The organism is Bremerella sp. TYQ1, from assembly GCF_020150455.1.
Classification (GTDB): Bacteria; Planctomycetota; Planctomycetia; order Pirellulales; family Pirellulaceae; genus Bremerella; species Bremerella volcania_A.
Window position 1 is genome coordinate 2,893,773 of record NZ_CP083740.1, and the last position, 16,418, is coordinate 2,910,190.

Here is a 16,418-nt window from a genome sequence, read left to right on the forward strand (position 1 = left end):
TTACTATCGTCATGATTCGATGATATCAGGGAAGAAAATCTTTCCTAGGTGACGCGAAGTTGGCGTTTCTTGACGAGTTACGTCGATTCGAGGGGTGCCTGCTAGCACTCTCGACTGGTCTTTAGAAACTGACCTGTCGGTGATTGGGCAGTTTTGACATACTCTCGCCCGATTATTTCCCTGGATTCGCTTCTTCACGAGCAGTTCCATGCGCCAGTTGTCCCTGTTTATTCCGTACGCCGATTGGAACGAATCGATCCGTCAGCAGGTGGAAACGATGGCGGACGTGCTATGCGCGATGGACATTCGTAGTGAAGTGATTCTGCTTTCTCTATCTGCCGATAGCCAGGACACCCCGAAGGTTTTCGACCATCGGGAGGGCATTCGTCGCGTAGAGATACACCGGCCGCGCACTTATTCTTCAGCCCTGTTTTGCGGGACTCAGGTCGCTGAAGGAGAATTGATTGTGCATTTACCGGCCGAGCAAAGCATTCCACGAGGCATGCTTCATGGTTTGTTACAGCAGTTGATCCAGCAAGATTTAGTCCTTGTAACGACAAGTCAGCATTATGCACCTGGCATGCGGATCGTGCCGGAATGGCTTGCTCGACACATGGGAGGTACGACACGAATGGACGTTTCACGGCTGGTTTGGGGAGCTCGCCGCGAAGCCATGGTTCGCTTGCCGCAGATTCAAGGGCTTAGCCGAGGCTTACCCTTACTGGTCGGCATGCAAGGTTATCGCGTGGCCGTCTGTCCCTCGCACTTGATCGGTGGCCAGCCGATCGAATCCTCCCCACTTCCCGATTGTTGGTCCTGGAAAGATTGGGCCGGGCACCGCTGGCTTTCCCAGCGATGGACCCAAGTCGATTTCAGCGAAGCAAACGGGCCCGCAGACATTCATCCGAATCTGCGTGTCGCGTTCTTCGAAGACGAATCACGACGCAAGGCGGGCTAAAGAGGTTGACGGAACCGATGGAAATATTTTTCAGCGTCGGCGAACCGAGCGGCGACTTGCACGGTGCGAATTTAATTCGCGCGCTCAAGTCGCGCCGACCAGACATACAGTGTGTTGGCTACGGCGGGCCGAAGATGGCCGAAGCTGGTTGCCAACTCCATGAAGATCTTACGCGTTGGGCCATCATGTGGTTCTTGCGTGCGATCTTGAATTTGCACAACTTCATTGGCCTGATGCTGCGGGCCAATCGCTACTTCCGCGATCACAAACCTGACGCGGTCGTGCTCATTGACTATCCAGGCTTCAACTGGTGGATCGCCGGAAGAGCCAAAGCACATGGGATTCCGGTCTTTTATTACGGAACGCCTCAGCTGTGGGCGTGGGCCGAATGGCGTGTGAACAAAATGCGCCGCCTGGTCGATCACGCACTGTGCAAGCTTCCCTTCGAGGAAGATTGGTACCAAGCACGCGACTGTAATGCGACCTACGTCGGCCACCCTTACTTCGATGAACTCGAAAACCAGGTGCTCGACTCAGACTTCGTCCGTCAGCAAAACGAAAACAACGCTCCCCTAGTGACATTGTTGCCGGGGTCGCGAAGCCAGGAAGTCAGTTCGAACTTGCCGGTCTTCTTGGAAACGGCCAAGAAGATCAAAGAGCACGTTCCGGACGTTCGCTTTGCGATTGCCGCGTTCAACGACAAGCATGCCGCGTTGGCCTTCGAGCATGTCCTTGCTTCCGGCGTAGAAGCAGAAGTTCATGTCGACTTGACGCCGGAATTGATCCACAGTGCGACTTGCTGTCTGGCTTGCAGTGGCTCGGTATCCCTAGAGCTTCTGTACCACGAAAAGCCATCGGTCATTCACTATAAGATCAGCCGGTTCGCCCACTGGGTGCAAAGCCAATTCCGCAAAGTGAAGTACATCACGTTAGTGAATCTTCTCTCGCGGAAAGATTTGTTTTACGAGAACGGCTATTACACCTACGACCCTGAAGCCGAAGGTGCCGAGGAAGTGGTCTTCCCTGAGTACCTGACATTCCGGAATCGTAGCGACGACATGGCCAAGCGAATTGCTGCTTGGTTGAACGAGCCTGATTCCACCAAGCACACCGTAGCACAGCTTCGCGAATTGAAGCAGCGTGTCGTGGGCCAAGGCGCTTCCAGCCGAGGTGCCGACTATATCCTTTCGCATCTGCCAAAAGCCAACGCCGCTCCAGGTCAAACCAAAGCGGCGTAGGCCAACTCTAATGCAGATCGAACGTCTGCCCCGGCGTCAGAACGTGCGGGGTAGCGTTGGTCTCGTGGCGAACTTTACTTGCCCACGCCGTAGCATCTTGTTCGATAGGAGGCCACGTGTTGAAGTGGCCCGGCACGACATGCTTTGGCTGAAGTAGCTTCACCGCGCGGATCGAGTCTTCAATGCCCATCGTGAACAAGTCGCCGATCGGCAACACGGCAGCATCCAAGACTATATCGCCGATCAGCTTCATGTCGCTGAACAAAGCCGTATCGCCTGCGAAGTAGATCTTTCGCCCCGCCGCTTCGACAACAAACCCAGTTGGCATACCACCGTAGGTTCCATCCGGCAGGCCGTTGCTATGCAAAGCCAGGGTCATCTTAACGGAACCGAACGGCAACTTGAGTGTGCCTCCCAAGTTCATCCCGGTGACTTCCTCCACCCCGTGAGCCGAAAGCCAGTTGGCCGTTTCATAAATGGTGACGACATGGGCTTTCGTACGTTTGGCAATGTCGACAATATCGTAGGTGCCATCTCCCTTTGCTCCGACATGATCGCCATGCCCGTGGGTCAGCAGGATAGTATCGGCTTCAACTTCATCGGCCGAAACATCCGCAGCCGGATTCCCGGAAAAGAAAGGATCGATAAGGATCTTATGGTCTTCGGTATGAAGAGACCAAGTTCCATGTCCGTGCCAAATAAGCTTGAGTGCCATCGAGGTAGCTCCGTCGGTTCGTGTGCGGCGAGTGATTCTGTTTCAGCCGATTGAATACACCCACCATAACGGACGGCAATAATCGCTGCCAAGTCCCGCGTAGATGAAGCTTTAGGGTGTTTTCTCCAACCATCCACCATGGTTGTGAAGCGTGCGAAAAAGCCGATAATTGAGCGCTGAATGCATCATGCAATTACCCACCCACCAACTTGAAAGATCGTAGAGAGAGCAACGCCATGGACCAAATCGACCTGGTGCGCAGCCTGAAAACCAAGAACGATACCAAGATCGTCATGTTCGTTGGCGACGGCCTGGGTGGACTGCCGCACGAGCCAGGCGGAAAGACCGAACTGGAAGCGGCTAAGACGCCAAACCTCGATGCACTTGCAGCCCAAAGCGTTCAGGGCGGAAGTATTCCCGTCAAGCCAGGCATCAGCCCAGGAAGTGGCCCCGGTCACTTGGGTCTGTTTGGCTACGACCCGCTGAAGTTTCTGATCGGTCGTGGCGCGTTGGAAGCAACGGGGATTGGCCTTCCGCTACAAGAAGGTGACGTTGCCGTCCGTTGTAACTTCTGCACGATCGACGCTGATGGCAATATCACCGATCGTCGCGCCGGCCGTATTCCTACCGAAGAGAGCGGCCCGCTGGCGGAAAGCCTCAACGCGATCAAGATTCCTGGCGTGGAAGTCATTGTTAAGCCCGTCAAGGAACATCGCTTCGTGGTGATCTTCCGTGGTGGTGATGGTCTCGGCGGTAACGTTGCCGATACCGATCCTCAAGCAACCGGCGTTCAGCCACTCGATCCTGTCGGAGCCGACGACGCGAGCAACAAGACTGCCGCGATCGCCAAGCAGTTCGTCGAAGAAGCAAAGAAGATGCTGAAGGACGAAAAGAAAGCCAACTGTCTGACGATGCGAGGCTTCTCGGCTAAACCGTCGATTCCATCGTACGAAGAAGTATACGGTTTGAAGGCTGGTGCGATTGCCGTATACCCAATGTACAAGGGTCTCGCGAGCCTGGTCGGCATGGACATTCTCGGAAACGCTCAGTCGTTGGACGAAGAACTGGAAGTACTCAAGCAGCACTGGGACGACTACGACTTCTTCTTTATCCACTTTAAGTACACCGACTCGAGTGGCGAAGATGGCGATTTCGACGCCAAGGTCAAGCGAACCGAAGAGTTCGATGCCCAGATTCCGAAGATCCTTGACTTGAAGCCAGACGTACTGATCGTCACCGGCGACCACAGCACGCCATCGTTCCTGGCAAGCCACAGCTGGCACCCGGTTCCTACGTTGCTACACTCGAACTGCTGTCGACCGGATGGACATACCACCTTCGGCGAAGCGACTGCCTGTCGAGGTGGACTGGGCTTGTTTGAAGCTCAGTACTTGATGACGCTGGCCATGGCCAACGCCGGTCGCTTGCAGAAGTACGGCGCTTAGTCGCTGAGAGCACGAGCAAAACACAAATTGGGACGCGGGTTAACCTCGTCCCAATTTTTTTGCGCAGTGGTTTAGAACCGCCAACAAGACTTCATCTGAACAAGTGGGATCATCCACGAAGAACCACCACTCGCCCAGTTGCGTGTTGCCAGCAAACGTGTGCTGTTGATATTTGAAATGAATCCAGGCCTCGGTGACTCCATCGGAAACAAAGCTGGTGATCTTTGTACCAGGTAACTTTGTTAGGTGATCCCGGAGTTCCTCGAAGGGGAAACACTCTGGTAGCGAACCAAAGTGCCGCGAGCCGTCGTGCATCGATAGGTCGATTAGCTGAATCACGCGAAGTCTATTCCGACTCGAAGCGAGCATCGAACCAGTTGGCATGGTCAAGCACGTCTGCGCCGTCGGCAAATTCAACGACCAACGCGATTCCCTTCATTCCGTCGACATAGACATCGACATCTAAGGGAGCTTGTCCCCCACGAACGATCGGGCTTTCGTAGAGATTCTTCCATGCTTTGCCATCTTCAGTAGCGAAGACTTTGAAGATCACGCTCCCACCGCCATCGGTGTCGTCGTCGATACCGACTTTCGCCCGAAAACGTTTGTCACTTTCCTCGACGCGATAAGCAAGCCGGGAAGTCGCGTGCAAGCCAAGCCCTTTCTGACTGACAAAGCCATCGGACTTGAGCGTACCGCCGAGGACATTTCGGTCCTTCCGATAGTCCCAGTTCGTACTTAAAAAGCCGAGACTCTTGAAACCAATCGCCTTCAAATCGCTGAGGTACCGTACGCTGGTGCCGACAGGTCGCAAATAAGTGACGTAGTCGTAAGCATTTTCTAAGGAGGAAGACGTTAGCCGTTGCCCACTTGCCATACGCAATTTAAGGTGATCGTCGTCCAAGTGTAATTCTTCCGACAACAGCATCGAACCATCACTAAGCCCTAGCCAGACACCTCGGTCAGGCTTGGAACGACGCCCCACTGTTTGCGCGAACAAAATTTCAGAGACTCGATTCCGATCCAGCTTCAACGCGTTCTCGCCAAGTTGAAATTCGATTTGTAACGGGGTCAATCGGCGGAACGTTCCGTCGATGTAGTCGCCGTTGATAAGAACCAGACGATCGCGATTGCCGTCGTATTGTGCAATGCGGTCCAGCGAATGTTGCGTCTTGTCGGAATCGAGATAGGCCCTAAGCAAAAGCCCCCGCACGGAACGCAAGGGGAATGTCATGTCGTCCCAAATCGGATTGAACGCGTGCAGCGTTGTCCCTTCACTTCGGAGTTCCTTCGACACAATCTGGCTACCATCTTCGAGCAATATAACGCTGTCGTCACGAATCAGTTTCGGGTTTCCAAAGCGAACGACGTTTTTTGCATCGAGGGGACCTTCCACGGTCGTCCATTGATCGAGCGATTCAATCTGCAAGAGAGCGACGTTTTTATCAGGCTGACCGATGGACGTCACAACACCACGAACGGTCGATTGACCGCAAGCAAACGAGACCGCAAGAGCAACCCAGGCAAACGAAATCGTGCGAGCAACAAACTGCATTATTTTTGGAAGATCGGTAGATAGTTGTTAGGTAACTGAAGCACGATGCATGCCATCGCGGTGCCATACTCGGGGCAGACGAAATCGGTCCAGAAACCTTGGGCCGTCTGACGTTCCTGTAAGACTTCGCGAATCATCCGGTAATACCGTTCCCATCGCTGAGTTCCAACATGCCAGAATGCCTGGGCCGCATAGTACTGACCGTAGAAGAAGTGATTGTTTCCGCGGAAGGTGCTTTCCTGCGGCAAGTTGTCGTCGAGGTATTGCAGGGCCCGATCAACCACTTCCCCTTCATAAATCCCGGCACTGTAAAGAGCCACCACGCCTGCAGCCGAACGAGGAAACGCACTTGGGCCCCCGCTAAGCATGTAACTAAATCCACCGTCCGCATTTTGACTTCGTGTGACGTAATTGATGCAGCGGTCGACGGTTTCGTTTGGCACGAAGATACCTGCGTTGCGTGCCGCGCGAAGGGCCATCATCTGGCAAACTGTAACAGAGATATCGGCTTCGCTACGAACCGGTTGATAACGCCATCCCCCATCGGCATTCTGAGTATCGACGATCAGCTTTACCGCAGCTCGTACGGTATCGCGAAGTTCTGCCGATTGGGTCATGCCATAAACTTCGGCGAGAAAGAGCGTGGCAAAACCATGACCGTACATCGGCCCATGAGTTCGGGCATTCGGGACTGCCACGAAGCCACCGCTTTGCGTATTCGCGAGCAGATAGTCTAAACAAGCAGAAATGTTGTTGCCGTACGGTCCACGATTCGGCGAACTTCCGGCGGCCATGAACGCGAGTCCAGCGAGCCCAACGACTGCCGTATTCGCTCGATACCCATCGTTGCCAAACGCTCCTCGTTGGGCGCCATCCATCGTTTGCCGCTGAACAAGGTACTGAAGTCCACGGTCGATACTGGCTTGGACATCGCGAGTGATCAATCCCTTGGAACCACGACGTGATGTGCCACGCCACTCTTGCGCGGCCAGCAGCGAACCGAGGCCGCCAGTAGCGGCGGCAGCAACGGCCGATTTCAAGATGGTTCGACGGGGTAGTTCGTACATGCTTCGATTCAGTTTATTCGTCTTCCAGTTCGGCCAACTTACGGAAGTACTCCTGCGTTAGACGTTCGTACTTTGGCAGAAACCGTTCCATAGAACTGTTGGAAATTTGTTTGCGAAGGTGAGGCGGCAAGTTCCCCCAAGCTTTTTTGATCAACGCGTCTTGTTCTTCCGGCGAGATGGCAAGCACTTTACCGTCGCGTAACTCGTCCGAACTCTCTTGGGAGTCTTGACTTGATTCGCCTTGCTGCATCTCCGCTTCCGATGGCTGTGTATCGCTGCCTTGCTGGCCTTCAGGCATCGGCTGATTTTGCCCTTGCTGTTGACTTTGCGATTGTTCCTGCTGTTGCTGACTGCCAGGCTGCTTCTGCTGCTGCGAACCTTTTTGCTGACCTTGCTGTTGGCTCTGGTTTTGATTCTGCTGTTGTTGGTTTTGCTGTTGGTTCTGTTGCTGCGAATTGCTATTGGACTGACTTTGGTTGTTTTGCTGGCTTTGCTGTTCCAGCAGCTTCTCAATCTCTTCAATGATCTCTTGCTGCATAGCGACCGTTCTCGATTCGGCTTGCCCGTCAGCGATACGCTGTTGAACTTGTCGCATCAGTCCACCAATTTTTGATAGCGGGTCTTCGCTCTGCATCTGCTCCGTTTGGTCTGCCCCAAACCCTCGCGGCCCTCCGTCGGAGTCAGCCGAAAGATCAGGCTGTAGGCCTTGCTCGGTGGGTGGCTTCGAGTCGTCGGGAGCCGTTTTCGCGTCTTCCGGCAAATCGATATCGTCGAATAGATCGCTTCCCAAATCGTTAAACAGTTCTTCGTCTAACGAAGACATGCCAGCGCCATCGTCGGCAGGCTCTTGTGCCGACACCGGCATTGCGAGCACCAACAGGGAAAAGATCATCCCCAGAAAAACAGGGGCTACGAAGCCGTTAAACTTCATTGTCATCCTCCTGCGATGGCTCGGCCGGTTCTGGCTCGGCTGGTTCGATGTCGGGAAGATTGTCAGGATCGAACATCTCTTCCTCGGTATTCTTAATCAAGTTCAACGTCATCTCGGACAACCGCCCCTGCTCTGCCGAGAGGCGAGCGAGTTCCGCTTGGTCGATTTCTTCGGCTGCAGCCTCAAGACGCTTGCCGATCGATTCCGTCCGAGCCTTGAGCGACTGCTGCATCATCTTCAGTAGACGGAGCTGAGCTGTTTGGCTGATTCCATCTTGGCTGCCGGACGCTTGTTGTTGCCCTTGCTCTTGTTGTTCCTGGTTTTCCTGTTGCTCTTGATTTTGCGTTGGCGATTGCTTCTGCTCTTCTTCCATCGCAGCAATCAACTGCTCAAGCCGATCGACCGCTTCGTTTGCGAGGGAAAGCATTTGGGCGTCGACTTTTCCGGTATCGAGCAAACGCGACAAATCGGTCGTGACTTCCGCCGTCAACTGCAACGACAAGTAATAGACCTCTGCTTTCGCAATCGAATCGGCAAACAACCGGATTTCGTCGGTTAACATTGCTTGCTCAAGCGCCGTCCCGGCGAGCGTCTGCTGTTGCCCGGCAGTGAGCTGCCCGTTAGCAGTGTTGAATTCATCCAAGCGAACCAGTTCGTCGCGAATGCGTGTTTGACGAATAATGAGCTGTTCGATCGATTGCTTCAACTTCGCCGCTTGTTCCTGGGCTAGATCTTGTTGAACTTGCTCTTGCTGCTTTTGAAGCTCCTGTTGGGCATCTTCTAAGTCCTGCTGAGCTTGATCGATTTCATCTTGTAGCTGCTGAGCGTCCATGTTCTGGGCGTTTTGCGCCGCATCCTCCAGTCGCTGGGCAGCGTCGCGAACTTTTTCGGCGGCTTTGTTGGCAGACAGACGCTCTAACTTTCGTGCAAGTTGCTCGGCTTGTTCCTGAAGCTGCTTGGCCTGTTGCGAGAGTTTCTCCATCTGCCGCTGTTGAGACTGCCGCTGTTGAGACTGCTGCGATTGGGAATCATTCGCCGATTGCGATTGAGCATCCTCCGCTTTCCGCTTTAGTTCTTTTTGCTGATTCTGCAGTTCCTCGAGCTCTTGCGACGTTTCTGCTAGCTTGCGAAGTAACTCTTTTTTGTCGGTCTCGCGACGATTTTGCAACGTATCGAGCACATCCTCCAAAGATTTGGCTACTTGCTCTTGCGACTCTTTGGCAGACGAAAGCTGGTTCTCTTCAATCCGTTGGCTGGCCTGACGCATTCTTTGAGATACGGCTGAGTCACGATTTTCACTTACCGCATCCTTAAGCGTGTCGGCCACCTCTTCGCTTTCCGGATTGTTTTCCAGCATGTCACGCATCCGCGATTGAATACGATCCAGTTCACCGGCCAGGTTCGCTTGCTGTTCGGCCATTTGCTTGAGATCGGCGCGTTCCTCCGGCGTCATCCGCTCGACATCTTGCCCCAATGTTTCGGCCTGTTTCGCTTCGACGTTTTTGCTGAGATCTTGTTGTCGGTTCGCCAGCTCTCGGACATCCATGGCGAATCGGCGGAACGTATCCCACTTGTTGAGATCGTTCTGCCAGTCTTGCAACTCGCCAGCGACTTTTTCCTGCCGCTTGCCGATTTCTTCCAGCTGATCTTTCGTACGTTTACCTGGCTCTTCCTTCTCCTCCGAAGGACTCATCGGATTCTCAGATGCTTCCGAATCAGGCGAGTCGCTACTTTCTGAAGGCTCATCGCCATTTGACTGTTCTTCCCCAGAGCGTGAATCACCACTGGGCGTGTTTGCCTGGGAGGACTCACTTGTCTCAGATTCGCCTGACGAAGCTTCCCCTGACTTTGGTGCCTGGCGTCGCAGTTCCGTTATTTCGGATTCGATCGGCGACAACTCGGAATTGGCAACGGCTTCGATCTTCTCTTTGAGGTCTTGTAAAATTTCCGAGGCGTCATGATCGGCTTGCCGATTCTGCTTTAGTTCCTCGAGCAGTTCGTCAATTTGCTGAGCAGCGCTGTCGCGACCTCCGGTAAGCTTTTCACGGACGCTCTTCTGGTTTTGCTCGCCATTTTGAAGATTGGCGAGTTCAGCTGGACCAAGCTCCGATCCTTCTTCCAACTTTATCTCAACACTACGCGTCTGCTGCCGGGCATCTTGTTGAAGCCGACGAGCTTCGGCGATCTTGGTAATGATCTCTCGCTGTTGACGATTGACACGTTGATCCAACTGTTCTTCGGAGATAATCGTAATTACTCGTGGCAAGCTCTTTCCTTGCTGCGGCCGGTAATCGTCCGCCAAAATCGTCAGTTCCAACACGTCGCCTGGCACAAGATTTTCGAGCTTTGCCAGATCAAGGGCATAGCTGATCTCCAAATCCTGACTGGCCCCCATCACCAGGTTGCTGGGGGCGGACTCGAACGGCCGATCTTCCGGGCCTTCGTAGAGAAGTTCCTCCAAGAGAACGGAATCATCCGCCGACTTCTTAACCAACAACTTTACGTTTTGTGTTTGAAGATCGTCCCGTACACCAGCAGAAAGCTCGAGCAATGCCGACGAGGTCAACGAACGATTTCTATCTGGTTGAATCCAAGAAACAACGGGAGCCTTGTCTGGGATGACTCGCACCGGGTAACGCTGCCCCTCGGCCTTCTTTAGCCCTGACTCGACGGTCACTTCAATCCAATAGTTGCCACTTTTGGCAAGCGTAGGGAGTGGCGTGCCCTCGTCCAATTCATCTGGCTGAGGCGTTGAAAACTGGTATCCGTCTTCAGCGATGTTTAATGGATAGGAATTCGACTTGCCGCCTGCTTCCAGCACCAAGTTGGCCTGGGTAATTTTCTGGTCGACTTTGCCGAATAGCTGAATGCTGGTTCCTTCGATCGCGATAATTGACCGAGGCGATTGACTTGGTAACCAGCGTGTATAGGCAGGCGGAGCCAATGTAACTTGTACGTCCGAGAACTTCGGCGGACGAACTACATTGACCGCATGCCAGGTCATCGTGTCGTCATCCCCCCCTTGGACGCGAAACTCGAACGGCTGCTGAATTCCGTCCAGCTGATACACCATCCGATTCGCTTCTCGATCTAACTGCATCGGATGCGTCATCGGACGAACACCAGATTCGTAACGCACCTGGAGTTCTACCATCTCTGGCAGGCGTTGATTGAGGTCCTCCACTTCGATCGTCGCGCGACCTCCCAGGGGGACAACCTCCGGAGGATCGACCAACGCTAAGTTATTTTGCCGAGGCCACTCGACCGACTTCCAAGGCATGGCCAAGCGACTGACCGCGGTGCCAAACTGCTGAGGAGAGAATAACAGTACCGAGGCAAGTACGAACGCAATGCCGAGCAACGCATAGATCGCACGCGTTGCCAGTTGTCGATTGAGAGCCACCGACAAGTCGGTATACGTTAACGTGTCGGCCATTTCGTTGATATGTTTTCGACGGAAGTAAGGCGAACTTCCGTTGGCATCTTCTTCGTCTTGCTCCAAGAAAAACAAGGCGCTCGAAATCTTGTCTTTCAGTTCTGGAAAGAACTGCTCGATCCGTTTAGCAATCTGCAGAAGCGACGGTGACCACTTCCACGCCGGCACGATCCACCAAAGGATCGAAAAGATGATTCCACCGATAGTTACCAGCGAAAGAAACCAACGCGTACCGATATCGTTTTGGCGAAGCAAGAAATCGAACAGGGCCATCCCAAGCAAAATCGAGAGGATCGTTACGATTCCCCAGGCGGTTCCGCGCATACGAACCCGACGCATCGCCCCATGGCGAGCTTCTTCCACACGCTTGACGACCACGTGATGGATAGGTGCGGGATTCGAGTTTTGAGGATCTGAGGTCATCCGTTTCGATCTTTACTCAGGAAAATTAGACCAGGCCCATTCGTTTCCGAAGTACCCATTCACCAATTAATAGTGTGACGAACAATAAGGCAAGTTTCCAGGAATTCCAAAGCGGTTCGGGAGGTAACGTCTGAATCCTTACCTGTCTGCCGCGTGGCAATGCTTCTAAGAGCGAATCCGCCTCCAAAAACGAAAAATACTGCCCCCGCGTCGTAGTCGCCGTTTGGCGAAGTTCGTCAATATCCATATCCAAACGAGTCATTTCACCTGCGACAGGCTCTACCATGAACTGTGTAGAGGGAGGCTCGGATTCTCCGGAGTCGCCTCTCAGGAGGGGCTGAACAACCCACAATCGATGTTCTCCGGCGGTCAAACCTGGCAGCGTCGCCTCAAATAAATCGCGATTCCCAGCGACGCGCGACATCGTAATCGTTCTCGTTCGACCATCAGGCTTTTCAAGCGTCAGTTGGACACCGTCATCTTCCGGAGGAGCTTCCCCTTCGTCAAAAAAACGAACCCTGGCAGTCGCCGATTCGCCGGTTCGATAGGTGGCGCGATCAACGGTGATTTCGACCGATCCGTCTGAATCGAGCAAGCTCGAACGCGCGAGGTAGCGAATCATTTGCATCCAGAATTCATCGTGATAGTCCCATCGCCATAGATCGTCGCTTCCGAGGAACATGACTTTACCGCGACCGATAAACTGCTGCGTCAGAAAGGGCTGTTTCGTACCGTCCGGCCGCGTTGCATTGGCAAGTACCTGAGCTCCGGGGCGAAGCCGTTCAATTGGAACATGCCAATAGACTTGATCCAGACCTCGCCAGGCCGCAATCGCGTCAGCCGGCATCTCCGTTACCTGCAAAGGTACGGTATTGAGTCCTAAATCAGTTAGCTCGACAGGAACAGGGTTGATGTACGATTGATCTGGATCGGCTCGACGAGCGTCGTCCAGCGAGAACGGCAAAAGAGTATCCAAGGGCGTGGAGCGGTAGTCCCACGGCAAATAGAACTGTCCGCCGATGAAGACCAAACCGCCTCCTTTCACCTGCACGAAGTCCTGCAGGTTTTGAAGTTGCTCGCGGCTTAGAAATGCAGAATTCACATCGCCCAGGATCACGACATCGTAATCGAACAATTCTTCCCGAGTTGCAGGAAAAGCAATCTCCGCAGTCTCGTCTTGGTCGGCGTACGACTGATCAGCATCCTGTAGGATCGTCGTCAACTCGAATGCTCTTTCGTCCTGACCACTGGTAGGGCTTCGTTTCAGCTGACGTTCCAGAAGCATTTTCAGGAAACGAAATTGAAAGCGTGGATAGGCTTGCACATAGAGAACACGAATGGTCGCGTCGAGCACTTTGACCTTCCGGCTGACGGCGTTATTATCGCCTGCCAGATCTTCCGCATCGGTTTCCGCTTTGACCACGTAGTTGAATTCACCGACTTTGTCCGGACGAAACTGCAAACGAATCTCTCTTGTTGCTCGCTCGGTTGGCAAGACGATCTCTTGTTGATCGAGTACAACGCTCTCATTTTCCTGATCAGCAACGGATAGACGAACAGCCTCTCCGGTCATCCCTTGGGCAGAGAGCCGCACAACAAACGTCAGGGTATCCCCCACGAATGCAATAGGATCGACAGTAACTTCTTCGATTCGCAGATCGCGTGTCAGCTGCTGACTTCCAATGCCAATAGGAAAAATCGGCACCCCACGCAGCGATGCTTGTTGAGCACTTTCGGATAGCCCCGGCCCTTCAATCGTCACGCCATCCGACAACATGACGATTGCGGCCGTAGGTCGGCCACGTTGTTGTTCCAGAATCTGTGAAAGGCTTGTGCCTAAACGGCTGACACTCCCTTCGGGATTTGTTTCTCGAAGAAGATCAGCGAACTGTTCGTCAGGCACGGTTAACGAGCGGCCTGATTCCCCCATCCAATAGGCTCGTACGTTGTAACGTTCACGAAGCTTAGTGAGCAGTTCCGCGTTATTTTCCAGCAGCAAAGTGCGAGCCTGATTCCAACGACTCACTTCCCCCAAGCCTGCCGCTTCGACGCGAGCACGAGTTAACGATTCGTCTCCAGGCGAAAAGGAATCGACGTGCGACATACTTTGAGTATCGTCAACAGCGATGACCAAGTCGGGAGCATCTGTCTGAAACGGTTGCTGCTGGAGGCCGTACAGCATGAACAGCACAATCCCCACAAGGACCAACCGGGCACCCAGTAGAAATGCCCATTTGGGGATTGCCCGTTGGAAATTTTCACGACGATAAATCCAACCAAAGAAGCAAACCGAAGCAATCACGATGACCAACGTCACCCATGCAGCCCACGGAGGTGCCCATTGAAGCGTGACTTCCATGGTCGAATCAGTGGCAGGATTTTCATCGGCCAACGTCCAGCGAACGAATTGTTTCCACGTTTCGCTCATCGTGCACCGGCCCCAAATCGAAAGGCCAGGAAACTCTCCAAAAACAATAAACCTAAGACAAGGACTAACGCGTAACGAAACAGCTCGATCGAAAACGGCATCGACGCGATCTGCCCTCGCCCGTCAGGCCCTAATCCGCGATCCCCTGGCTGTAATGCCGCTGGTAAATCGTCGAACGCTACTCGCGTAAGATCACTTTCACGCGGATCAACATTGACCGCAAATTCGACCACTTCTTCCGATCCATCCGTAAGAGACTTCGACTGATAGATGCCCACCTGATCAGTTGAATCAAACGCCCAAAACAAGCGATCATCTCTCGCGATAGGCTCGACGCGACTTGTCTGCCCATCAGGAAGAATGATTTCGATCAGACTTGCTCCAGCGTTCCCCTCAATTACGCCCTCGAATGCCTCGCCGAGCTTCCGATTACGTCGATCGACCTGAGAGGACATCGCCATCGCGAGCGACTCTTGGACCAATGGAGGAAAACTAGGCCAAGTTGGAAATACGGTCCATGCCTCTGGCGGATCGAGTGATCGGTCCACAGAGTCCGTGCTTGCTGGCAAACTAAATAGAATGACGTTCCCGCCTAGTCGAGCTGAAGTTTCCTCCTCGGCATCTGCTGGCGGTTGATAACGCCACGAGAGGATCGCAGGATCACCACTGCCAAACCACAAGTCGGTTTGAATCGGTGAATCCTCTGGAACAGATACTTGGTAGTAATTCCAAATGGGAGTCGTCAGAAGACCACCTGCTTGCTGACCTCGAAATGGTTCGAGCAAGTCACTTTCATATTGCCGCGGATCAAAGAAGTATTCTCCTCGGGCCGAGGGTCCAGCAAACTTGCAGGGAAGCAACGTTTCTGCAGCATCATTGCTGCTACCTGCCACGTTGGCGTTGTAGCTTGCTGCTTGGACCCGATCGCCGAGAAAAAAGACCAATCCTCCACCGCGCTGTGCGAAGCTCCGCAGTACCTTCGATTCCTCCGGGGAAATCTGAGCAACATTGGAAACGTAGACGGCATCGTATGCGAGCAAATCGATATCCATCATCGCGGAAGCATTCATCGTATCGACTTTGATCGACGATTGAATCGAATCGGACGGATCAAGGGCGAACTGCAAGAACTTAAGCGACGGCACATCGTCCGCAAGGCAAAGCACGCGAATCTGCTGCTTTACTTCCACGACGACATACCAGCGATTGTCCACCTCCAGCAGATCGTCATCCAGGCGAAACTCGACTTGGTGCGTGCCTGGCTCATTGAAGACCGAAGTCATTTCTACAGACACGACTTGATCATCTACAAACGGTACTACCTTTTGGGACACCAGTCGTCCGTCGACGATCATCTGTAGAACCTGACTTGGCAACTCCGAAGCGTTGTCGCAAGACACATCAACTCGGAATCGCACGCCTTCGTCGGGCGTCACATAAGGCGTCAGTTGTTTAGCACCTATAATCGCACTGTTGGTTGTTTGTGTCTGTCCAAAATCAAACATACGGACGACTGCCTGCTCTTCGATCTTGGAGAGAAGTTGTTCACTGGTTTGCGAAGCGGCATCTTTCCAGGTAACGTCACCGTAGTCTGTCAGGACACAAACTTGAGCACGTCGCAGACGAGGAAAATCGCGTGATGCAATTCGTAGCGTTCCCTCGATTTCTGCCAACGCGAGATCTAAAACGGCAACGCCAGGATCAATGGTTATCTGATCGAGTTCTCGCAACACATCGTCAGGATCGAACGCAGGTTCGGAAATCACGCCCTTTGTAATTCTTCCCATCGTCAGCAGCGTGAACCCATCTCCTTCGGCTGCTTCACTGATAATGCGTCTCGCCATTTCCTTCGCTTTATCTAGGCGAGTCTGCCCCTCTTCTCCATAGGCCATGCTAAAAGAGTGATCAATAACTAAAACAGTATGCGTCGATGAACCGGGGCCGCCAAAGTTTGCCAGTCCAGAACCGCCGACACAGGAGATGTCCGCTAAAGCAATCGCAAAGAACAACAGGATCGCACATCGAACGATCAACAACAGAAGCTGCTCGACTTGGATGCGTCGTCGATTTTTCTTCATCGCCGCCAAAAGAAACTTCATTGCAGCCCAATCGGTTTCGCGGTAGCGACGACGATTCCATAGATGAATGAGAATCGGCGCAGCGGCTGCCAATCCCCACAAGAGCATCGTCGCACTAGAAAACGCGAAAGGGTTCACGAGCGT

General features: G+C 53.3%; 11 protein-coding genes. 3 read left to right on the forward strand and 8 right to left on the reverse strand.

Translation table 11 applies throughout. The features are described 5' to 3' along the window. The first annotated feature begins 208 nt into the window (after window positions 1-208). Window positions 209-958 carry a hypothetical protein gene (locus tag LA756_RS11430; protein ID WP_224440007.1) on the forward strand — a complete coding sequence of 250 codons (750 nt, stop codon included), beginning with the start codon at window positions 209-211 and terminating at the stop codon, window positions 956-958. A 17-nt stretch (window positions 959-975) separates the two neighbouring features. Continuing rightward, window positions 976-2,196 carry a lipid-A-disaccharide synthase gene (gene lpxB / locus LA756_RS11435; RefSeq protein WP_224440008.1) on the forward strand — a complete coding sequence of 407 codons (1,221 nt, stop codon included), beginning with the start codon at window positions 976-978 and terminating at the stop codon, window positions 2,194-2,196. Between the two features lie 7 nt (window positions 2,197-2,203). Here the strand turns inward: lpxB and LA756_RS11440 are convergent, their stop codons facing one another. Next, window positions 2,204-2,911: a metal-dependent hydrolase gene (locus tag LA756_RS11440; protein WP_224440009.1), complete on the reverse strand. Its 708-nt coding sequence runs from the start codon at window positions 2,909-2,911 to the stop codon at window positions 2,204-2,206. 236 nt (window positions 2,912-3,147) lie between these two features. Here LA756_RS11440 and LA756_RS11445 point away from each other — a divergent pair, with 236 nt between their 5' ends. Next, window positions 3,148-4,356: a 2,3-bisphosphoglycerate-independent phosphoglycerate mutase gene (locus LA756_RS11445; RefSeq protein WP_224440010.1), complete on the forward strand. Its 1,209-nt coding sequence runs from the start codon at window positions 3,148-3,150 to the stop codon at window positions 4,354-4,356. Between the two features lie 39 nt (window positions 4,357-4,395). On the opposite strand, the gene LA756_RS11450 is transcribed toward LA756_RS11445, so the two are convergent. From LA756_RS11450 to LA756_RS11480, 7 genes are read right to left on the reverse strand one after another with little or no spacing between them, the layout of a single operon-like run. Then, complete coding sequence (locus LA756_RS11450) at window positions 4,396-4,695, reverse strand: hypothetical protein (RefSeq protein ID WP_224440011.1); 300 nt, start codon at window positions 4,693-4,695, stop codon at window positions 4,396-4,398. Between the two features lie 7 nt (window positions 4,696-4,702). Then, window positions 4,703-5,911, reverse strand: coding sequence for an NPCBM/NEW2 domain-containing protein (locus LA756_RS11455; protein ID WP_224440012.1), 1,209 nt, complete (start codon window positions 5,909-5,911; stop codon window positions 4,703-4,705). Next, the gene (locus LA756_RS11460; RefSeq protein ID WP_224440013.1) at window positions 5,911-6,978 is read right to left on the reverse strand and encodes a prenyltransferase/squalene oxidase repeat-containing protein; all 1,068 of its coding nucleotides are present in this window, start codon (window positions 6,976-6,978) and stop codon (window positions 5,911-5,913) included. Before LA756_RS11460 ends, LA756_RS11455 begins: the two co-directional genes overlap by 1 nt. A gap of 13 nt (window positions 6,979-6,991) precedes the next feature. Continuing rightward, complete coding sequence (locus LA756_RS11465) at window positions 6,992-7,909, reverse strand: hypothetical protein (RefSeq protein WP_224440014.1); 918 nt, start codon at window positions 7,907-7,909, stop codon at window positions 6,992-6,994. Then, on the reverse strand, window positions 7,899-11,768 hold the full coding sequence (locus LA756_RS11470; protein ID WP_224440015.1) for a DUF4175 family protein: 3,870 nt from the start codon (window positions 11,766-11,768) through the stop codon (window positions 7,899-7,901). Before LA756_RS11470 ends, LA756_RS11465 begins: the two co-directional genes overlap by 11 nt. Before the next feature lie 25 nt (window positions 11,769-11,793). Continuing rightward, on the reverse strand, window positions 11,794-14,196 hold the full coding sequence (locus LA756_RS11475; protein WP_224440016.1) for a hypothetical protein: 2,403 nt from the start codon (window positions 14,194-14,196) through the stop codon (window positions 11,794-11,796). Continuing rightward, the gene (locus tag LA756_RS11480; protein ID WP_224440017.1) at window positions 14,193-16,412 is read right to left on the reverse strand and encodes a BatA domain-containing protein; all 2,220 of its coding nucleotides are present in this window, start codon (window positions 16,410-16,412) and stop codon (window positions 14,193-14,195) included. The genes LA756_RS11475 and LA756_RS11480 overlap by 4 nt, the downstream gene beginning before the upstream one ends. Window positions 16,413-16,418: the final 6 nt, after the last annotated feature.